We start from the raw sequence: 19,859 nt of genomic DNA on the forward strand, positions 1-19,859 counted from the left end.
CTCGTAGAAACTCTAATTTATTTCCTATTCTTCCAGGGGGGGTTGTACTGGAAATAACGTTAGGGTAGTCGTTGTGAAGCCGTAGACCACACCCTTTGGTGGGTAACTGTCAGCTGAATACCATCTCCGTACAGCATTTTTAATGCTCTCTTGCTCTGAAGAAACTCAAGCCCCGCATCGGCGGGGCTTGAGTCGTTAGTGCTGCACGGCGATTAGCCGATAGTCATCAGGCTGGCGTTGCCACCGGCGGCGGCTGTGTTGACCGAGAGGGCGTGCTCGATCAGCAGGCGCTCCAGCGGGATGTCGGTCTCGCCGCGGTGCAGACCGTGCACCCCGACGATGGCACCCGCGCGGGCGGCGGCGAGCTTGCTCACCTCGCTCAGCTGATCCGAGTCACCGTGGTGCAGCAGGGCATCGAAACCGATGTCGCCGTTGGCCCAGTCCGCTACCAGCTGGATGCGGCCCCGCACCTCGGCCGGCAGGCCGGATTGCAGGGTACGGTTCTGGGCATTGTCCTGCCACAGCACCTCTGTCCCGACCGCGAGACAAGCCGCCAGCTGGGCCAGCAGATCCGCCTTATCCTCGGCCAGACAGAGCACTCGCTCCCGTGGCAGCAGGCTGTAGGTGTTGCGCTCACCGGTAGGGCCGACCAGCACCTGGGTCAGGCCACTCTGGGCCAGCTCGGCATACTGGTCGCACAATGCTACCAAGGCTTTCTCCTGCTTGGCTGCCCAGTTACGCAGCGCCTGCAGGGCCGGTTTGGTTGTCTCGCTGCGCTGGGTGGCACCGGATTCCTGGCGCAGCTGGCTGGCCACAGCATCCTGCGGGCGGGTCGCCAGCAGGCGGTACATGTAGAGCGGACCGCCGGCCTTGGGACCGGTACCTGAGAGGCCTTCGCCGCCGAACGGCTGCACCCCGACCACGGCCCCGACTATGTTGCGGTTCACGTAGAGATTGCCCACCTTGGCGGTGTTGACCACCTGGGCGATGGTCTCGTCGATCCGGGTGTGCACACCCAGGGTCAGGCCGTAGCCGCTGTCGTTGATCTGGCTGAGCAGCTCGCCGAGCTTGGCGCGCGGGTAGCGCACCAGGTGCAGCACGGGGCCGAACACTTCGCGGCCGAGTTCATCCAGGCTGTCGAGCTCGATAAGCGTCGGCAGCACGAAGGTGCCGCGGCTGTAATCGGCACCTTGCGCCCGGGCAATCTGATGCACCTTGCGACCCTTGTTGGTCATGGCCTTGATGTGCTGCTCGATATTGGCCTTGGCCTCGGCATCGATCACCGGACCTATATCGGTGGAGAGGTGCTCGGGATTGCCGACCTTGTACTCGGCCATGGCACCCTTGAGCATGCGGATCACCCGATCCGCCACGTCTTCCTGCACGCACAGCACCCGCAGGGCGGAGCAGCGCTGACCGGCGCTGTCGAACGCGGAGGAGATGACGTCCATCACCACCTGTTCGGTCAGGGCGGAGGAGTCGACGATCATGGCGTTCTGACCGCCGGTCTCGGCGATGAGGGGGATGGTGCGACCCTGGGCGTCGAGGCGACCGGCCAGGTTGCGGGAGATGATGCCCGCCACCTCGGTGGAGCCGGTGAACATGACACCGCGCACCCGCTCGTCGGCAATCAGCGCCGCGCCCACGGTTTCACCGCGGCCGGGCAGCAGTTGCACCGCGCCGGCGGGCACACCGGCTTCCAGCAGGATACGCACAGCTTGGGCGGCGATGAGCGGGGTCTGCTCGGCGGGTTTGGCCAGCACAGTATTGCCGGCGGCGAGCGCCGCGCACACCTGACCGCTGAAGATGGCGAGCGGGAAGTTCCAGGGGCTGATGCAGACCACGGGGCCGAGCGGCCTGTGGCTGTCGTTGGCAAAATGGTTGTGGGCCTGAGCGGCGTAATAGCGCAGGAAGTCCACCGCCTCGCGCACCTCGGCGATGGCGTTGCTGAAGGTCTTGCCGGATTCGCGCACCAGCAGGCCCATCAGGGGTTGCAGCTCGGACTCCATCAGCTCGGCGGCTCTGTCCAGCACGGCGGCACGCTCCGCCGGCGGAGTCGCTTGCCAGATCTGGCCGCTGGCCAGGGCGCAGGTCAGCGCACTGTCGACCAGTTCAGGGCTGGCTTCGCTCACCTGACCGACGATGTCACGGTGATCCGCCGGGTTGACCAGGTTCTGGAACTCTGTCGGTGCCTGCACCTCAGTGCCCAGCATGGGCAGCGCCTGATAGCGAGTATTGGTGCTGCCGAGCAGGGCGGCGGACAGCGACCCCAAGCGGTGTTCGTTGGCGAGATCCAGCCCTTCGGAGTTCGGACGGGCGTCGCCGTACAGATCCCGGGGCAGGGGAATGCGCGGGTGCGGCAGACCCAGGGTGCCTTCGCGGGCGGCCATCTGTTCAATCTGCTGCACCGGATCCTGCACCAGATCCGCCAGGGAGATGTTGTTGTCCGCGATGCGGTTGACGAAGGAGGTGTTGGCCCCGTTCTCCAGCAGGCGGCGCACCAGGTAGGCGAGCAGGGTCTCGTGGCTGCCGACCGGCGCATAGATGCGGCAGGGGCGGCCCAGCTTGCCGTCGGCGACCTTGCCGACCACTTGCTCGTACAGCGGCTCACCCATGCCGTGCAGGCACTGGAACTCGTACTGGCCAGGGTAGTAGTTCTGGCCGGCGAGCTGATAGATGGCCGACAGGGAATGGGCGTTGTGGGTGGCGAACTGCGGGTAGATGGCTTCCGGCACCGCCAGCAGCTTGCGGGCGCAGGCCAGATAAGAGAGATCGGTATAGGGCTTGCGGGTATAGACAGGGTAGCCTTCCAGGCCGTCCTGCTGGGCGCGCTTGATCTCGCTGTCCCAGTAGGCGCCTTTCACCAGCCGGATCATCAGGCGGTGACGGCTGCGCTTGGCGAGATCGATGACGTAGTCGATCGCATAGGGGCAGCGCTTCTGATAGGCCTGGATGACGAAGCCGATGCCGTTCCAATCGGCTAGGCTCGGATCGAAGCAGAGCCGCTCCAATAGGTCGAGCGAGATCTCCAGTCGATCGGCCTCTTCGGCGTCTATGTTGATGCCGATGTCGTACTGCTTGGCGAGCTGGGTCAGGGAGAGCAGGGTGGGGTAGAGCTCCTCCATCACCCGATCGTACTGGGCGCGGCTGTAGCGCGGGTGCAGGGCGGAGAGCTTGATGGAGATGCCCGGGCCCTCGTAGATGCCGCGGCCGTGGGAGGCCTTGCCGATGGCGTGGATGGCCTGCTCGTAGGAGGCCAGATAACGCTTGGCGTCCTCCTCGGTCAGGGCCGCCTCGCCCAGCATGTCGTAGGAGTAACGGAAGCCCTTGTTCTCGGTAGTGCCGGCGTTGGCCAGCGCCTCGGCGATGGTCTCGCCGGTGACGAACTGCTCACCCATCAGCCGCATGGCCATGTCGACGCCCTTGCGGATCAACGGCTCGCCGCCCTTGCCGATCAGGCCTTTGAGGGAGGTATTCAGGCCGGCCTCGTTATGGGTGGCCACCAGCTTGCCGGTGATGAGCAGGCCCCAGGAGGCGGCGTTGACGAACAGGGAGGTGCTGTTGCCCAGATGCTGGCTCCAGTTGCCACCGCTTATCTTGTCGCGGATGAGGGCATCGCGAGTCGCCTTGTCCGGAATGCGCAGCAGCGCCTCCGCCAGACACATCAGGGCCACCCCTTCCTGGGAGGAGAGGGAGAACTCCTGCAGCAGCCCCTGCACCAGGCCCTGACGACCGCTGGCACCCTTCTGGTTGCGCAGCTTCTCGGCGATGCTCAAGGCGAGTTTCTGGGTCGCCTCGGCCTTGTCTTTGGGCAGGCGCGCCTGCTCCAGCAGCATGGGCACGGCCTCGGTCTCGGGGCGGCGATAGGCGGAGGTGATGGCGGCGCGCAGCACGGACTGCGGCAAGATGCTCTCGGCGAACTCGAGGAAGACCTGGATGCCCTGCTCGGTCAGGGTCTCCAGCGGCTCTTCGCCCGCGGCGGCGGCCAGACCGGACTGCTCGGCCGGGGTCAGGCCAGACTCCAGCTGTTCCAGATAGGTGAAGATCGCCTGCTTGATCAGCCAGTGGGGGGTGCGGTCTATGGTCTGGGCGGCCTGCTTGAGTCGGTCGCGGGTCGCTTCGTCGAGTTTAACGCCAAGGGTGGTGGTGGCCATGGGACTTCCTGTGTCTAGAAGGTAACAATATTACCGGACGGTTAAATTTTGATGATGATGGTGCAACCAGGTGCAACCTTCAAGCAAGAAATTTTAATGTGCTGGCTACATTGTTGAATTTATCCCTGCCCGTTGATGCCCAAGAGTGCGGCTAAAAAGCGACGATTCATCTGTTTTCATAGCAATATTAATGGGTTGTAAATGCATCTTATGTGTTGAATGAGGTGCAACCTGTTGCGTTGTGGCTTGCTCTTTTTGTGGGGCGCCGCCGGTGCAATCTGATGGTACGAGTGCAACCACCTTTCGTGGGCTTGGCGTGGGTTGGTCAGGCTGTGCTCTGGTGAAGCCCGGTTCTTCTATGCTGATAGCTGGCCTTTGGGCCGCTCATCAGTGACAAGGAGAACGTTATGGCACGGGTCAGTACTTACCTCAATTTTGCCCGGGAGACGGAAGCTGCCTTCCTGTTTTACCGGGAAGTGTTTGGCGGCGACTTCAACGGTCCCATCCATCGCTTCAAGGATTCCCCCGGCTGTCCGGGTCAGCCGGCCCTGTCCGAGGCGGACGGGGAGCTGGTGATGCATGTGGAGCTCGCTATCCTCGGCGGCCATGTGCTGATGGGCACCGATGCCCCCGCCAGCATGGGCTTCACCCTGGTGCAGGGCAACAACAGCTACCTCAACCTGGAGCCGGACAGCCGAGGAGAGACTGACAGGCTGTTCGCGACCCTGGGGGCGGGAGGCAAGGTGGAGATGGCACTGGCGGAGATGTTCTGGGGCGACTACTTCGGCTCCCTGGTGGACAAGTTCGGTACCCACTGGATGTTCAACTGCCAGAGCAAGACCTGATGTCGTGTTTGTCATGAAAAAGGGCGCCTCGGCGCCCTTTTTATCTATTTTCTCTGTATCTGGCCTTATTTGCTGCGGCCCACCATGTCGGCGGGGATCACCCAGCGGTCGAACTGCTCGCCGCTGAGGTGGCCGGAGGCGATGGCCGCGTCCCGCAGGCTGAGCCCCTGATGGTGGGCATGTTTGGCTATCTCGGCGGCCTTGTCGTAGCCGATATGGGGGTTCAATGCCGTCACCAGCATCAGGGAGCGGGAGAGCAACTCGTCGATGCGGTCCCGGTTCGGGCTGATGCCGACGGCGCAGTGCTCGTTGAAGCTCTTCATGCCATCCGCCAGCAGCCGCACGCTCTGCAGGAAGTTGTAGGCGATCATGGGTCTGAACACGTTCAGCTCGAAGTTGCCGCTGGCGCCGCCGATGTTGATGGCTACATCGTTGCCCATCACCTGGGCGCACAGCATGGTGAGCGCCTCGCTCTGGGTCGGGTTGACCTTGCCCGGCATGATGGAGGAGCCGGGTTCGTTCTCTGGAATGAGCAGTTCGCCAAGGCCGCTGCGCGGGCCGCTTGCGAGCCAGCGCACGTCGTTGGCGATCTTCATGAGCGATGCCGCCAGCGTCTTGAGGGCGCCGTGGGCATGGACCTGGGCATCGCTCGCCGCCAGTGCCTCGAACTTGTTGGGGGCGCTCACCAGCGGCAGGCCCGTCTGCTCGGCGAGGGTCTTGGCCACCGCCTCGGCGAAGCCGGGGGGGCAGTTCAGGCCTGTGCCCACCGCCGTGCCGCCGAGTGCCAGCTCATACAGGTGGGGCAGGGCGGCGCGCAGGTGGCGCTCCCCTTGCTCCAGCTGGGCGACCCAGCCGGAGAACTCCTGGCCCAGGGTGAGGGGGGTCGCATCCTGCAGGTGAGTGCGGCCTATCTTGACGATGTCATCGAAGGCGGCGGCCTTGCTCGCCAGGGTCTCCTTGAGGGCGATGAGCGCCGGCAACAGCTGTCCCGTGATGGCGGTGGCCGCGGCCAGGTTCATGGCGCTCGGGAAGACGTCGTTGCTGGACTGGCCCTTGTTCACCTCGTCGTTGGGGTGGATCAGGCGCTCCTCGCCCCGGGCGCCGCCGAGCAGCTCGCTTGCCCGGTTCGCCAGCACCTCGTTGAGGTTCATGTTGGTCTGGGTGCCGGAGCCGGTCTGCCACACCATCAGCGGAAACTCGGCCTGGTGCTGGCCGCAGAGGATCTCGTCTGCCGCCGCTATGATGGCCTGGGCCTTGCGGGCGGCGAGCAGCCCGAGCTGGTGATTGACCCGGGCGCAGGCGGACTTGATGCGGGCGAGGGCATAGATGATCTCCTGGGGTTGCTGCTCCCCGGAGATGTTGAAGTGGTGCAGCGAGCGCTGGGTCTGAGCGCCCCAGAGCCTGTCCGCCGGGACGGCGATTTCCCCAAGACTGTCCCGTTCCATCCTGATATTCATGACATTTCTCCTGCCGATTGGATGCTGGTTCCCTAGCATGGCCATAAACGACGGCCGAGGCCAGTTTGCATAAAGCTGTATTCAAGATATAATAAGTAAAGCTTATTATATGGGTTGGCTATCATGTACAAACAACCGGATACCCTCGGATTCCTGATCGGTGACGTGCAGCGCCTGATGCGTCGCCAGTTCCAGCAGCAGCTGGAAGGCAGTTGCCTGACTCTTGCCCAGGCCCGCGTGCTGGTCCACATCGCCCGCAGCGAGGGCATACGTCAGGTGGATCTCGCCGAGCGGCTGGATATCCAGCCCATCACGCTGGCCCGTCAGCTCGATCAGATGGCCGACAACGGCCTGGTGGAGCGGCGCAACGACCCCCACGACAGGCGCGCCTATCAGCTGTTCCTGACCGCGGAGGCCGAGCCTTATCTCGGCAAGATCAAGCAGGCCTCCGAGGTGGTGCATCAGCACGCCATCGGTGAGCTGGGGGAGGCGGGTACCCGCGCTCTCTGTGATGCTCTCAAGACATTACGCGACAATCTTTCAAACTATTAATTTTATTTTTATCAGCATTAAATGCGGAGCGTTTCTATGAATGCCGAATCTCCCTCTCCCCAAACAGCGGTGAAGAACCCTCGCCGTACCCGCCTGCTGTTGCTGGTGGTGGTACCGGCGCTGGCCTTGCTCGGCATAGGTGCCGTCTACATGCTGGGTGGCCGTTATGTCGAGACCGACAACGCCTATGTGAAGGCCGACAAGGTGCCCATCAGTACCGAGGTACTGGGCCGGGTGGCCAAGGTCTATGTCGGCGAGAACGAGCAGGTCAAGGCCGGCCAGCCGATGTTCGAGCTGGATCCCGAATCCTTCCAGGTGGCGGTGACCAAGGCCGAGGCGGAGCTCGCCAAGGTGCGCACCGATCTGGTGGCGCTGCAGACCAGCTATCGCGGTCAGCAGGCGGAGATCGACGTGGCCCGTACCCGTCACGCCTATGCCCTGAAAGAGGAGCACCGTCAGGCGGATCTGGTGGCCAAGCACTTCACCTCCACCGCCAACTATGATGATGCCCGCCAGCTCACCATCCAGACCGCCCAACAGCAGGTGGCGCTGGAGGAGGGGCTCAAGAAGATAGAGGCCTCCCTCAACGGTGACGTCAACCTGCCGGTGGAGCAGCAGCCCGCCTATCAGGAAGCGGCGGCGGGCCTGGCCAAGGCCAAGCTGGATCTGGCACGTACCACCATCTATGCCCCCGCCAACGGCATCGCCAGCCAGTTGCCCAAGCCGGGTCAATACAGCCTGGTGGGCATGACCGCCATGATGCTGGTGGAGACCGACAGCCCCTGGATCGAGGCGAACTTCACCGAGACCGAGCTGACCCATGTGCAGCCGGGGCAAGAGGTGGACATCAGCGTGGATACCTATCCCGACGCCCATTGGCACGGGGTGGTGGAGAGCCTGAGCCCGGCGACCGGCTCCGAGTTCTCGGTGATCCCGGCCCAGAATGCGACCGGTAACTGGGTCAAGATCGCCCAGCGGGTGGCGGTGCGCATCAAGCTGGATGGGGTAGCCGATCAGCCGACCCTGCGCGCAGGCCTGAGCGCCATCACCAAGATAGACACCGGCCACAAACGCAGCCTGCTGGGCTGGTCATTCTGAGGTTGATATGACAACGCAAAGCCATCAGGGGGCCGCTCAAAGCTCCCAGCGTGGCTTCATCACCCTGTCGGTGATGTTGGCCACCATCATGCAGGCGCTGGATACCACCATCGCCAACGTTGCCCTGCCCCATATGCAGGGGGCCATGGGCGCCACCCAGGATCAGATCTCCTGGGTGCTGACCTCCTACATAGTCGCGGCTGCCATCTTCATGCCGCTGACCGGTTTCATCTCGGCGCGGATCGGCCGAAAGAGATTGTTTATGTGGTCGGTGGCGGGTTTCACCGTCGCCTCCATGCTGTGCGGCGCAGCCCAGAGCCTGGATCAGATAGTGCTGTTCCGCCTGCTGCAGGGGATCTTCGGCGCCAGCCTGGTGCCCCTCTCCCAGGCCGTGCTGCTCGACACCTATCCGCCGGAGAAACATGGCTCCGCCATGGCGCTCTGGGGCATAGGGGTCATGGTGGGCCCCATCCTCGGGCCTTCGCTCGGTGGCTGGCTCACCGAGTACTACAACTGGCGCTGGGTGTTCTACATCAACCTGCCGTTTGGCCTGCTGGCCTGGTTCGGGCTCGCCGCCTTCATCGAGGAGACCAAGATAGACGCCAGTCGCCGCTTCGATCTGCTGGGCTTCGCCCTGCTCAGCCTCGGCATAGGGGCGCTGCAGATGGCGCTGGACAGGGGGGAGTCCCAGAACTGGTTCTCAAGCCCCGAGATCGTCATCGAGACCATCCTGATGGTGATGGCGTTTTATCTGTTCGTGGTGCACATCTTCACCCACAAGCACCCCTACATAGAGCCGGCCCTGTTCAAGGATCGCAACTTCAGCGTCGGGCTGGTGTTCATCTTCATCGTCGGCATCATATTGCTGGCGACCATGACTCTGCTGCCCCCCTTCATGCAGGGGCTGATGGGCTATCCGGTTATCGACGTGGGTTATCTGCTGGCGCCGCGCGGGGTGGGTACCATGTTCGCCATGATGCTGGTGGGCCGGTTGTCCGGCCGGGTGGATGTGCGTTACCTGATCCTGACCGGGCTGCTGCTCACCAGCTTCTCCATGTGGGAGATGACCCTGTTCAACACGAACATCAGCAGTTGGGACATAGTGCGTACCGGGATAGTGCAGGGGCTGGGGCTTGGCTTCATCTTCGTGCCGCTCTCCACCATCACCTTTGCGACCCTGGCGCCACGTTTTCGCAACGAGGGGACGGCGCTGTTCAGCCTGGTGCGCAACATCGGCAGCAGCATCGGCATCTCGGTCGTGATCACCTATCTGGCCCAGCGCACCCAGATGAACCACGAGGTGTTCGCCTCCTACATCACCCCCTTCAACACGGGGTTGCAGCAGGGGATGGGGGTGGCGGCGCTGATGGCGCCCAAGGGGCTCGCCATGCTCAACGGCGAGGTGACCCGCCAGGCCAGCCTGCTCGCCTACCTGCAGGACTTCCGCCTGATGATGTGGGTGACCCTGTGCGCGGTGCCGCTGGTGCTACTGCTCAAGGCCCCCAAGCGCGGGGCCGGCAACAAGGAGGAGATGGCGATCCTGGAATAAGGGCCTGCCCTTATCCGATGACCCAGTGCTCAATCCCTGGCGCCGACAGAGGTGGCAAGAGGGAGAACACAAGGAATAAAAAAGAGGGATGGCCTGAGCCATCCCTCTTTTCATTTACGCATCGCGCTGATGGCGCAGCCGCTTCACACCTTGGGGTTGAAGGGGGTTAGCCCGGCAAGGGGCGCGGTATCCATGAATTCCTGGGGCGCCTCACCGTGTTTGAAGATCTTGAAGTCCTGGCCGCGGGCGCTCCAGTATTCGATGGCCTCACCGCTAATCTGCAGCAGACTGGCCTCGCGCAGGGCCACCACGTGCTCGCTTGGGTTGACGGCGCAGAACTCGGCGAGGCGCTCGTCCCGGGTCTCGCCCATGTGGCCGCTGATGCTGGCATCCAGGTAGTGAGGGTTGATCTGCAGCGGGAACAGGCCGAGGGCGGGCAGCACGGCTGCATTGCACACCGGCATGTCGTTGGTGGTACGAATGCTCGGGGTCGCCACGTTGCAACCGGCGCTCCAGCCCACATAGGGCACGCCCCGCTCGCGCACGGCGCGCTGGATTGGCACTATCAGGCTGTATTCGTGCAGCAGCTGGTTCAGGCGCCAGGTGTTGCCGCCGCTGATGAAGATGGCATCGGCCTGGTTGATGGCCGCCACCGGATCGTCGAAATGGTGGATGCTGATGGCTTCCACTCCCAGGCTCTCGGTGAGCTCAAGGGCGCGGGCGTCCCAGTCGCTGCGGATCACCGCATAGGGGATGAGCAGGATGCGCTTGACCTGTTTGCGGGCGAGCACGCTCTGTACCCGCTCACGGGCCCAGCCGAGCAGGCCCGGGTATTCGGTGGCTTTACCATTGCTCAGAAGAAGCAGTTCCATAGTGACTCCTCGATAGCTGAAAGGCGCAGGGCCGAGGGCCCTGAGTAAGGCAGACAGGCACTCTACCCCCATCGAGGCAAAAAGTGTGTGATCTCATCGCGTTTTGTGCCCGGCTATTGATTGCATGGTCAGTTTTTGGCCGCCATCGCCAGCCTCAATCAGGGGTCGAGGTGACATCCGCATAGAGCAGCATCAGCTCGGCCATGGACTCCACCTCGAGCCGCTTCATCAGGCTGGCGCGGCACACCTCGACGGTGCGCACCGAGATGCAGAGCGTGCTCGCGATCTGCTGGTTCTTGTGGCCCTGGGCGATGAGCTGCAACAGCTGATGCTCGCGGGGCGGCAGGCGGCGGTAGGCGCGTCGGTGCGCGAGGCGTGTCGCGGCACCTCGGGTCACCTGCCAGGCTCGATCTATGGCGCCGAGCAAGGGGGCGAGTTTCACCGGTTTTTGCAGGAAGTCGATCGCCCCCTGTTTCAAGGATTCCACCGCCAGGGGCACGTCCCCGTGGCCGGTGAGAAACAGTATGGCGATGGGGCTCTGGGCCTCTTTCAGCCTCTGTTGCAGCTCGGGGCCAGAGAGGCCCGGCATACGGCAATCCAGGATCAGGCAGGCGGGTAGGTTCAAGTCCACCTCGGCGAGGAAGCGCGCGCCATCGTCGAAGCAGTCAAGGGCAAGCTCGCTGCTCTCCAGCATAAAACGCAGGGCGTCGAGCACGGCCCTGTCATCATCAACCAGATAGAGGGGAAGCTGGGAGGGGCTCGGCATATCAGTTCCTCGGGCTGGGAGGGGCGTTTGGCGCCTCCATAGGGGAGGGGATCAGCACCAGGGCGAGGCAACCCCGGGGGCTGGCGTTGGTGAGGCTGAAGTGGCCGCGATGGCTCTCCACTACATCCCGGCAGATGGCGAGGCCAAGCCCCATGCCACCCGGCTTGCTGCTGTAAAACGGCTGTTGCCACTGAGCCTCTGGCAGTCCAGGGCCATTGTCCCGCACCTCCAGCCGCAACTTGTCTTGTTCGAAGGCGATCAGCAGCTCGACCCTGGGTTCCTCTCCCGCCACCTCGATTACACCGGCCTGCGCCGCGCTCTCGGCGCCATTTCTGATCAGGTTCACCAGCAGCTGCTCCATGCCGGTGGCGTCCAGCAACAGTCGCCTGGGTTGGCCCTGCCAGCTCAGGTGAAGGGAGACCCCGAGGGGCGTCAGCAGTTGCTCCAGCAAGGGGACCAGCTGCGTGACCAGGGCCTGCAGATCCGTGGGTTCTGGCTGGCGCGGCCGCTTCTGCCAGCGGGCTCTCAGCCTCCCTATGGTCTGGCTGATGCGCTGTACCTGCTGGCCAATCTGCTCAAGGGCTTGCCTGAGGGCCGGATCCGGCGAACCCTGCTCTTGCCGCGTGAGGCGCAGCAGGGCTCCCTGGCTGTAGCCTGCGATGGCGGTCAGGGGCTGGTTTATTTCGTGGGCCATGGTGGCACCGAGCTCGCCGAGCCTAGCCAGGTGCTGGGCCTGCTCGAGTTGGCGCACCTTGTCATCGAGCTGACGAGCCTGCTCGTCGATCCGCTGGCGGGCATGGCTCAAGCGACGCTGGCTGCGGTTGAACAGGTGTTGCAGCAGCAGGTGATGGCCTGCGAGCAGCCCGATCAGCAGCAGCGCCCCCCAGCCCCACTGCCGATGCTGGCGCAACCAGTGCCAGGCCTCGTGCCACCAGGGGCTCTGCAGGGGGTGGCGATCCAGCTCCTTGAGCAGTCGGTCGATGGCGAGGGGGCTGGCGGGCACAGTCCAGCCAGCCGAGTCGGCGGCGACGGCGGCCGCGCTGTCCGGGGGCAGGGCGAACAGGGCGCGGGTAACCGCCAGCGCGAGTTCGGGGGCGACTCGATGCGTACTCGCCATGGACCAGTTCGGATAGAGCCGGGTCGAGCTCTGGCAGCCAAGGCCCGTCGTTGCCTGCTGATCCAGCACCCGAAATGCCCCCTCCGCGGCCTTGCCCTCTCGCACCATGCGCTCCAGCTGGCAGACCGGCACTATGGCGGCAGCCACCGCCTCGCTCTGCAGTTGGGAGATCAGTCTATCCAGCGGAAATCCGGTGAAGTTTATCGCTGCAAAGAAGTCATCTATCCGCAAACCCTGCTGATAGGCCTCGAAACGGTAGGCGAGATAACCACCGAAGGCCTCTTTTGATACGGCGGCTACCGTCTCACCTTCGAGATCCCGCCAGTGGCGGTAGGGGGCGTCGGCCCGTACCACCAGGGCGGCCCCTATGACCAGGTTGTCCCCACCATCCGGGCTCTTGAGGGTGGCGAGCCAGGAGAGGGGATACTGGCGCGACAGGCTGACCAGTTGGCCCGGGTTGGTGATGACAAAGTCCAGCCGCTCCAGGGCTATCGCCTCAGCCAGGGCTTCGAGCGACAGGGGTATTAGCTCGAAGCCCTGGCCAGACACGGATTGGGTGAGCCAATCCAGCAGCGGCTGCCACTGTTGGCGAGCGGGATCCTGGCCGCGAGTCGCCAGCACCCCGAGCCGCACCGGCTCGGCGGCCTGAGTTGGCGTGACAGGTGCGGTAACGGCCAGGGCCTGTGTCGTCAGGGCCAGCATGGCCATCAGCCAAAGCAGACCCATCAGGATGCGCCTCTGGCCACGGGGGATAAGGGAGAGTGGGGAGTCAGGCATGGTCGGCAGTCTATCACCACGAGTATCGCCTGGGGCCGCTCAACCGCCTTGCCGGGCGCGCAATGGGGGACTCGTCACAGTTCGGCCAGAGGCCAGCCGCTTTTCTTGCGCTGGATCAAGGGGGCCCTCGCTATGTGGAAAACCACAATAGAGACGGATGTTTCTGCCGGGGACAATGGCCTCATCCCCATGCTTGCCTCGTTTGGCAAGCCAGCAGAAGGAAGCGTCCATGGAGCCCAGCAAGCGCCGATTGTTATCCGGCATCGCCGCCATCACAGCCGGTGCGGCCCTGATCCCCGTCACCCAGGTTCATGCCCAGAGCCAGGGGGCTCGCCCGGCCATAGGTCGCGGCGATCCCGGCAAGCGTTACGGCATGCTGATCGACCTGCGCCGCTGCGTCGGCTGTCAGGCCTGCACCGTCGCCTGCACCATCGAAAATCAGCCCCCCCTCGGCCAGTTTCGCACCACGGTCAGCCAGTACGAGGTGAGCGAGGTGGCGGCTCTCGATGCCCCCGCCTCCCTCTTCATGCTGCCGAGGCTATGCAACCACTGCGCCGAGCCCGCCTGCCTCGATGTCTGCCCCACGGGGGCCACCTTCCAGCGGGACGACGGCATCGTCGTGGTCAACAACGACTGGTGCGTCGCCTGCGGCTACTGCGTGCAGGCCTGCCCCTACGACGCCCGCTTCATCAACCACGAGACCCACGCCGCCGACAAATGTACCTTCTGCGCCCATCGGCTGGAGGCGGGGCTCCTGCCCGCCTGCGTGGAGAGCTGCGTCGGCGAGGCGCGCATCATAGGCGACTTGAACGATCCCAAGAGCCAGATCAGCCGATTGCTGCGCGAGCACGAGCCGGCCCTCAAGGTGCTCAAGCCCGAGGCCCATACCCAGCCGCGGGTCTTCTATCTCGGCATGGACGAGGCCTTCGTCAGCAAGATAGACGGCAACCCGGCCCTGCGTACCCTGCTGACCGACGATGGCAAGGAGATAGCCCATGACCATTAACGAACTGCTGGCCCCGGATCAGCCCATCACCTGGCTGTCCTGGGCTGTGCAATATTTCTTCCTGATTGGCCTCGCCTACGGTGCCCTCTGGCTCGGTGCGTTTGATCTGTGGCGCAAGGCGCCGGACCGTCGACTGCAGACCCTGGCGGCTGTGCTGATGATGGGGGCTGGGGTGGTGGCCCCTATCGCCCTGACGGCAGATCTGCACCAGCCCGCCCGGGCCTGGCACTTCTACGCCCAGACCCGCTTCGGCTCCATCATGTGGTATGGCGCCTATCTGCTGCCCCTGTTCAGCCTGCTCTCCATGCTGCTGGGTTGGCTGCTGCTAAGGCCAGCCTTCGCTAGGCGTGGCCAGGGGGATGACGCCATAGCCCGTCTCGCCCGGCTGCTCTGTCTCGGCACCTGGTCAGGCGATTGCTGGCTCAAGCCGCTCTCCCTGCTGGCTGTTTTAAGCGGGCTCAGCATTGCGCTTTATACCGGCTTCGAGACCATGGCGGTCGAGGCTCGCCCGCTCTGGCATACCCCCTGGCTGCCCTGGCTACTGATCATCAGCGCTCTGCTGGGAGCCCAGGGCGCCCTGATGCTGCTCAACCGATTGCTGGCGGGCTGGCGTGGGCAGACCGAGGCGACCCTGTTGCGCCAGAGCCGCTGGAACCTGGCCCTGCTCGCCCTCTCCCTGCTTGGCTGGGCCCTGTTTGGCGGCGCCTCGGCGGCGGAGGCGAGCGCGCTCTATCGGCTCGATCCCAGCTGGCGACTGGCGGCCCGCTGGCTGCTGCTGACCCTCTGTCTGCTCGGCGCCCTGATGCTGATGGGGAAAATAACCAGCCGCCTGCAGCCCTGGCGACTGTGGGGGCTGGCGCTGCTCATGTTGCACCTGGTGTGGGGGCTGCGCTGGCTGGTGCTGATCCAGGGGCAGCTCGCCCCCAAATACGGGGCCGGCGTCTACCTCTACCAGATTGCCTGGGGCCCAGAGGGGGTGCTCGGCATCCTCGGCACCTTAGGCCTGCTGCTGGCCTTGCTGGTGGCGCTCTCCGAGCTGGTGCTCACCCCTTATCCCCATTCCAACACTGACGAGGCACGCTAGATGGATCACAGCAAACGCAAGTTTCTCAAGGGCGCCGCCATCGCCGGGGGCACAGGGCTCTTCGTTGCCGGATACAGCGACACCCTCCAGCAGGTGGCGAATGGGGTGGTCACCGGCAGCGCCGGCAAGCCGACCCGGGATCCCATCCACGGCAACTCGCTCCCGGTGGAGTTTCGGGTCGATGCGCAGGGGGAGCTGCACCCCAACCCGGCCCAGCGCCTCGCCAATACTATGTGCCTGGGCTGCTGGACCCTGTGTGGGGTGCGGGCCCGCATCGACAACGAGAGCGACAAGATAGTGCGGATCCTCGGCAACCCCTATCACCCGCTCTCCGCCCGCCATCACATCGACTTCAAGACCCCGATCAAGCAGGCGCTGCTCGGCACCAGCGGTTATCAGGAGGAGGGGCTGGAGGGCCGCTCCACCGCCTGCGCCCGGGGCAACGCCATGCTGGAACAGCTCGACAGCCCGCATCGGGTCACCCGCTGCCTCAAACGGGTAGGGCCCCGTGGCAGCGGCCGTTGGCAGAGCATTCCGTTTGAGCAGTTGGTACAAGAGGTGGTGGAGGGGGGCGATCTGTTCGGCGAGGGCCAGATAGAGGGGCTCAGGGCCATCCGCAACCTCACGGAGCCGCTGGATCCCGCCAACCCGGAATACGGCCCCAGGGCGAACCAGCTGCTGGTGAGCAATGCCTCGGACGAGGGGCGGGATCACTTCATCAAGCGCTTCACCTTCAACAGCTTTGGCACCCGCAACTTCGCGAACCACGGCGCCTACTGTGGCCTGTCGTTCCGGGTGGGAGCCGGCGCCCTGCTCGACGATCTGGAGAAGAATGCGCACCTCAAGCCGGACTGGGACGAGAGCGATTTTCTGCTGTTTATGGGCACCTCACCCCAGCAGTCCGGCAACCCCTTCAAGCGCCAGTCCCGCCAGCTGGCGGCGAACCGGGTGCGGGAGGGCAAGCCCTTCTCCTACGTGGTGGTGGCCCCCAGCCTGCCCAACACGGTGAACATGCCCTCCGCCCCCGCCAATCGCTGGTTGCCCATCAGGCCCGCCACGGATTCCGCCCTGGCCCTGGCCATGCTGCGCTGGATCATCGACAACGACCGCTACGCAGAGCCCTTCCTAGGGGCGCCCAATGCCGAGGCGGCCGAGCGGGCCGGTTATCGCGGCTTCAGCAACGCCAGCCACCTGGTGCTCTGCGACGAATCCCACCCGCGCTTCGGTCAGATGCTGCGTTCAAGCGATCTCGGGCTGCCCTTTAAGGGCGAGGCTTATGGGGAGGGAGATGCGGTGCTGGTGGCCGATGCGGGGAGCGATGCCCTGCTGCCCGCCGGCCGGTGCGAGCGGGCCAGCCTCTGGGTGGATCGCCGCATACTGGCGTCAAGCGGTGAGCTGGCGGTCAAGAGCAGCTTCCAGCTGCTGGCCGAATCGTGCCGGGAATATAGCCTCGAGCAATACAGCGCCGAGTGCGCCGTGCCGGTGAGCGACATCGTCGAGCTGGCGCGGGAGTTCACCAGCCACGGCACCCGGGCGGCTGTGGTTTCTCACGGCGGCACCATGAGCGCCAACGGCTTCTATTCGGCCTGGGCCATCATGATGCTCAACGCCATGATAGGGAACCTCAACGCCCGAGGCGGCGCGGTGGCGAGCGGCGGCAAGTTCGACCCCTTCGGTGCCGGGCCCCGTTACGATCTGACGAGCTTCCCGGGCATGGTCAAACCCGCCGGTGTCTTTCTTTCGCGCTCCAAGTTTCCCTACGAAAAAACTTCCGAATATAGGCGCAAGCGGGAGGCGGGGCAAAACCCCTATCCGGCGCATGAGCCCTGGTTCCCCATCTCGGGTCCCTTGCTCGGCGAGCACCTGACCGCGGCGGTGAACGGCTATCCCTATCGGCTCAAGGCCTGGATCAACCACATGGGCAACCCTCTCTATGGTCAGGCCGGGCTCGCCAAGGCCATAGGACCGCAGCTCAAGGACCCCAAGGTGCTGCCGCTTTTTATCAGCATCGACAGCTTCATCAATGAATCTTCGGCGCTGTCGGACTACATAGTGCCGGACACCCTCACCTACGAGTCCTGGGGCTGGGCCACCGCCTGGCACGGGGTCATGACCAAGGTCTCCACCGGCCGCTGGCCCGTGGTGGAGCCACGCGTCGCCAAGACAGCCGAGGGAGATCCCGTCTGCATGGAGTCCTTCTTGATCGCCGTGGCCAAGCGTCTCTCACTGCCGGGCTTTGGGGAGGGATCGGTCAAGGGGGTGGATGGCAAGCTGCACGGCCTGAACCGGGCGGCGGACTTCTCCCTCTACGGCGCGGCCAACGTCGCCTACCTGGGTCAGCCGGTGCCAGCCATAGGCCCAGAAGATCTCGCCTGGTCCGGGGTGGAGCGGATCCTGCCAGTGCTGAATGCCACCCTGAGTGCGGAGGAGGCGGGTCGCGCCGCCTACCTCTTCGCTCGGGGCGGGCGCTTCGAGCCGGTCGCCAAGGGGCGCGATGAGTCGGGTCAGCCGAGCAAGCGCTGGCCCAAGCCCTTGATGCTGTGGAACCCCGAGGTGGGTAGCCGTCGCCACAGCCAGAGCGGCCAATTCTTGAGTGGCACCCCGCGCTTCTTCCGTCCCCAGCTGGCGGATGGCACGCCGCTTAATGAGGCGTTCAAGCCGACCCAGTGGCCCCTGCTGCTCACCAGCTACAAGTCCCACACCATGAGCTCCATGAGTATCGGCTCGGATCGCCTGCGCCAGGTGAACCCCAGCAACCGGGTGCGGCTCAACGAGCAGACGGCGGCGCGCTTAGGGATTGAAAGCGGAGACAGGGTGCGGGTCAGCACCCCGGATGGCAGCGTGATCGGGGTGGCCGAGTGTGTGGCCGGGGTGCAGAAGGACGCCATCGCCATCGAGCACGGCTTCGGTCACAAGGAGCTGGGGGCAAGGGCGCACTGGGTCGATGGCAAGGAGGTGGCGGCCAGCCCCTTGCGCGGGGCCGGGGTCAACCTCAACGATCTGGCGGTGCTGGATCCCAGCCGCCATGGCCGCTACCCCCTGGTGGACTGGGCCATCGGCTCTTCGGCCCGGCAGGGGCTGCCGGCCCGGGTCGACAAACTGGTGTAGCGCCAGCTGTAAAAAAGCGGGGCCATCATGGCCCCGCTTTTTATTGAGCTCTTGCGAACATCAGTTATCCAGTTCGAAATCCACCCACACCAGGCGGTGATCCGAGCTCACCCCCTTGGCGATGCCGAGTTTGGCGTCATACACCAGGTGGTAGCCGGGCTCGAAGCTGGCGGGCCAGAACACCCCTGAGGCCACAGCGTTCAGGTTGGCGGAGGGGATCAGGTGATCGAGCTGCAGGCCGCTGCTGCTGGTGATGCGCTCCGGCGTGGTTCGGTTGTTGTTGCGGGTGCACAGCTTGGATTGGCTGGCGAGGCACTCCGGGCCCCCCTGGCTCACCGGGATCAGGGTGCCGTTGGTGACCGCCTGATTGACCAGCACATGGTTGTGCAGATCCTGGATGGCACTCAGATCGCCGTCGCCGAGTTGGGGATCGGCGTTGAGATCCCCGGCGATGACGAAGCGGGCACCCTCGGCCAAGCCCCCCGCCTTGCCCGCGTCATCCACCATGTAGCTCGCGGCTTCCACATAGTCCTGCCAGAAGGCGACCTCGGCCCGGTTGTGCTTGACGTTGTGGCGCGCCGCGTTGCCGAAGATGGGCGGGGTCGGATGGGAGATGAGGAAGTGGATCACCTGCTCTCCCTTGGTGGTCTTGACCCGCACCGGCACGTCCGCGTGGTTCTTGGAGGAGAGGGGGTACTGATCCCAGGCGGCTGCGTCATACCAGGGCTGGCCGCACTGGCGGCCGGCTGGGATAGGTGCCTTGGGGTTGTTGCAGTCGTCGATGACGGGGTTGGTTTCGCCCGGCATGTCTTTCCACTTGAAGTGCTGGAAGGTGCGGATCTGTTTGGTGTCGATGGGATATTTCGACATCACGGCGAAGGCGTACTGGCCGTGATAGTTGCCAAAGCCCCAGGCGTCGTCCGGCCCGCTACTGACCTTGCCGTCCAGGTTGAGATCCTGGCCGCTCATCAGGCCGGTGTTGGTGGCAAAGTTCTGCATCACCGGGTAGCTGATGGCCTGCACCTCGGCATGCTGGGGGTGAGCCAGGTAGTTGCTGCTGAACGCCTGCAGATCGGCGCTGCTCTCCCCCTTGCCGTCGTTGTCGAACTCGTTGAGCAGGAAGACGTCCGGCCGGGTACGCTGGATGATTTCGGCGATATTGCGGATCTGCTGCACGTCTTTCGCGCGGGTGATCTCGGCCTGGCTGAGGCTGCCATCGCCAGCCTGATAGCGTGCCAGCAGGGCATCCTGGGCGGCGCGGTCCAGCGCCAGCTCGGCGCTCAGCATGCCGGCCGCGGTGCGATCGAAGGAGAGGTTGAAGGTGGCGAAGCGAACCATGGTGTCCGGGGTCTCTGAGTCGTTTTGGCTGTTACAGCCTGCCAGCATTCCCAGAGAAATGGCAGCGGCGAGCAGGGTTTTGTTGATGTTTTTCATTGTAATATTCCGTAGCATCAAGATGTTATGCCTCTGTAGG

The 19,859-nt window shown here is 64.4% G+C and carries 13 protein-coding genes; 7 read left to right on the forward strand and 6 right to left on the reverse strand.

Translation table 11 applies throughout. The features are described 5' to 3' along the window. Nucleotides 1–212 precede the first annotated feature (212 nt). Nucleotides 213–4,154 (reverse strand): trifunctional transcriptional regulator/proline dehydrogenase/L-glutamate gamma-semialdehyde dehydrogenase, encoded by a 3,942-nt coding sequence (gene putA, locus CUC44_RS01395; RefSeq protein WP_100858218.1) that lies wholly within the window; start codon nt 4,152–4,154, stop codon nt 213–215. A gap of 407 nt (nt 4,155–4,561) precedes the next feature. On the opposite strand from putA, the gene CUC44_RS01400 reads away from it, so the two are divergent. Then, complete coding sequence (locus CUC44_RS01400) at nt 4,562–4,999, forward strand: VOC family protein (RefSeq protein ID WP_100858219.1); 438 nt, start codon at nt 4,562–4,564, stop codon at nt 4,997–4,999. A gap of 65 nt (nt 5,000–5,064) precedes the next feature. On the opposite strand, the gene fumC is transcribed toward CUC44_RS01400, so the two are convergent. Next, complete coding sequence (gene fumC / locus CUC44_RS01405; protein WP_100858220.1) at nt 5,065–6,456, reverse strand: class II fumarate hydratase; 1,392 nt, start codon at nt 6,454–6,456, stop codon at nt 5,065–5,067. A gap of 123 nt (nt 6,457–6,579) precedes the next feature. Between fumC and CUC44_RS01410 the strand changes: the two genes are divergently transcribed. Genes CUC44_RS01410 through CUC44_RS01420 form a run of 3 tightly spaced genes read left to right on the forward strand, consistent with a single transcriptional unit; the run spans nt 6,580 to nt 9,655 of the window. Then, on the forward strand, nt 6,580–7,008 hold the full coding sequence (locus CUC44_RS01410) for a MarR family winged helix-turn-helix transcriptional regulator (protein ID WP_100858221.1): 429 nt from the start codon (nt 6,580–6,582) through the stop codon (nt 7,006–7,008). A 36-nt stretch (nt 7,009–7,044) separates the two neighbouring features. Next, on the forward strand, nt 7,045–8,106 hold the full coding sequence (locus CUC44_RS01415; protein ID WP_100858222.1) for an HlyD family secretion protein: 1,062 nt from the start codon (nt 7,045–7,047) through the stop codon (nt 8,104–8,106). A 7-nt stretch (nt 8,107–8,113) separates the two neighbouring features. Next, complete coding sequence (locus tag CUC44_RS01420) at nt 8,114–9,655, forward strand: DHA2 family efflux MFS transporter permease subunit (RefSeq protein ID WP_100858223.1); 1,542 nt, start codon at nt 8,114–8,116, stop codon at nt 9,653–9,655. A gap of 143 nt (nt 9,656–9,798) precedes the next feature. Here the strand turns inward: CUC44_RS01420 and pepE are convergent, their stop codons facing one another. The 3 genes from pepE to CUC44_RS01435 all read right to left on the reverse strand — a co-directional run bounded on the left by pepE (nt 9,799) and on the right by CUC44_RS01435 (nt 13,187). Further along, nucleotides 9,799–10,527, reverse strand: coding sequence for a dipeptidase PepE (gene pepE, locus CUC44_RS01425; RefSeq protein ID WP_100858224.1), 729 nt, complete (start codon nt 10,525–10,527; stop codon nt 9,799–9,801). 154 nt (nt 10,528–10,681) lie between these two features. Beyond that, complete coding sequence (locus CUC44_RS01430; protein ID WP_100858225.1) at nt 10,682–11,293, reverse strand: response regulator transcription factor; 612 nt, start codon at nt 11,291–11,293, stop codon at nt 10,682–10,684. A 1-nt stretch (nt 11,294) separates the two neighbouring features. After that, a complete protein-coding gene (locus CUC44_RS01435) occupies nt 11,295–13,187 on the reverse strand; it encodes a sensor histidine kinase (protein WP_244166698.1) in 1,893 nt (630 codons plus the stop codon). 229 nt (nt 13,188–13,416) lie between these two features. Between CUC44_RS01435 and dsrO the strand changes: the two genes are divergently transcribed. From dsrO to CUC44_RS01450, 3 genes are read left to right on the forward strand one after another with little or no spacing between them, the layout of a single operon-like run. After that, nucleotides 13,417–14,193, forward strand: a complete 777-nt coding sequence (dsrO, locus tag CUC44_RS01440; protein WP_100858227.1) for a sulfate reduction electron transfer complex DsrMKJOP subunit DsrO — start codon at nt 13,417–13,419, stop codon at nt 14,191–14,193. Further along, nucleotides 14,183–15,277: an NrfD/PsrC family molybdoenzyme membrane anchor subunit gene (nrfD, locus tag CUC44_RS01445; protein ID WP_100858228.1), complete on the forward strand. Its 1,095-nt coding sequence runs from the start codon at nt 14,183–14,185 to the stop codon at nt 15,275–15,277. The genes dsrO and nrfD overlap by 11 nt, the downstream gene beginning before the upstream one ends. Further along, nucleotides 15,278–18,385, forward strand: a complete 3,108-nt coding sequence (locus tag CUC44_RS01450; protein WP_100858229.1) for a tetrathionate reductase subunit A — start codon at nt 15,278–15,280, stop codon at nt 18,383–18,385. It abuts the gene before it with no gap. A 60-nt stretch (nt 18,386–18,445) separates the two neighbouring features. Here CUC44_RS01450 and CUC44_RS01455 read toward each other — a convergent pair whose 3' ends face one another. Next, on the reverse strand, nt 18,446–19,819 hold the full coding sequence (locus tag CUC44_RS01455; RefSeq protein ID WP_167388739.1) for an endonuclease/exonuclease/phosphatase family protein: 1,374 nt from the start codon (nt 19,817–19,819) through the stop codon (nt 18,446–18,448). Nucleotides 19,820–19,859 lie beyond the last annotated feature (40 nt).

Origin of the sequence: Aeromonas lusitana (assembly GCF_002812985.1) — a bacterium.
Taxonomy (GTDB): Bacteria; Pseudomonadota; Gammaproteobacteria; order Enterobacterales; family Aeromonadaceae; genus Aeromonas; species Aeromonas lusitana.

What these genes read in the sequence shown, in the direction of transcription:
- CUC44_RS01400 (WP_100858219.1), top strand. Translation starts at nt 4,562, where the DNA reads ATGGCACGGGTCAGTACTTACCTCAATTTTGCCCGGGAGACGGAAGCT.
- CUC44_RS01420 (WP_100858223.1), top strand. Translation starts at nt 8,114, where the DNA reads ATGACAACGCAAAGCCATCAGGGGGCCGCTCAAAGCTCCCAGCGTGGC.
- CUC44_RS01415 (WP_100858222.1), top strand. Translation starts at nt 7,045, where the DNA reads ATGAATGCCGAATCTCCCTCTCCCCAAACAGCGGTGAAGAACCCTCGC.
- CUC44_RS01410 (WP_100858221.1), top strand. Translation starts at nt 6,580, where the DNA reads ATGTACAAACAACCGGATACCCTCGGATTCCTGATCGGTGACGTGCAG.
- nrfD (WP_100858228.1), top strand. Translation starts at nt 14,183, where the DNA reads ATGACCATTAACGAACTGCTGGCCCCGGATCAGCCCATCACCTGGCTG.
- putA (WP_100858218.1), bottom strand. Translation starts at nt 4,154, where the DNA reads ATGGCCACCACCACCCTTGGCGTTAAACTCGACGAAGCGACCCGCGAC.
- dsrO (WP_100858227.1), top strand. Translation starts at nt 13,417, where the DNA reads ATGGAGCCCAGCAAGCGCCGATTGTTATCCGGCATCGCCGCCATCACA.
- fumC (WP_100858220.1), bottom strand. Translation starts at nt 6,456, where the DNA reads ATGAATATCAGGATGGAACGGGACAGTCTTGGGGAAATCGCCGTCCCG.
- pepE (WP_100858224.1), bottom strand. Translation starts at nt 10,527, where the DNA reads ATGGAACTGCTTCTTCTGAGCAATGGTAAAGCCACCGAATACCCGGGC.
- CUC44_RS01455 (WP_167388739.1), bottom strand. Translation starts at nt 19,819, where the DNA reads ATGAAAAACATCAACAAAACCCTGCTCGCCGCTGCCATTTCTCTGGGA.
- CUC44_RS01435 (WP_244166698.1), bottom strand. Translation starts at nt 13,187, where the DNA reads ATGCCTGACTCCCCACTCTCCCTTATCCCCCGTGGCCAGAGGCGCATC.
- CUC44_RS01450 (WP_100858229.1), top strand. Translation starts at nt 15,278, where the DNA reads ATGGATCACAGCAAACGCAAGTTTCTCAAGGGCGCCGCCATCGCCGGG.
- CUC44_RS01430 (WP_100858225.1), bottom strand. Translation starts at nt 11,293, where the DNA reads ATGCCGAGCCCCTCCCAGCTTCCCCTCTATCTGGTTGATGATGACAGG.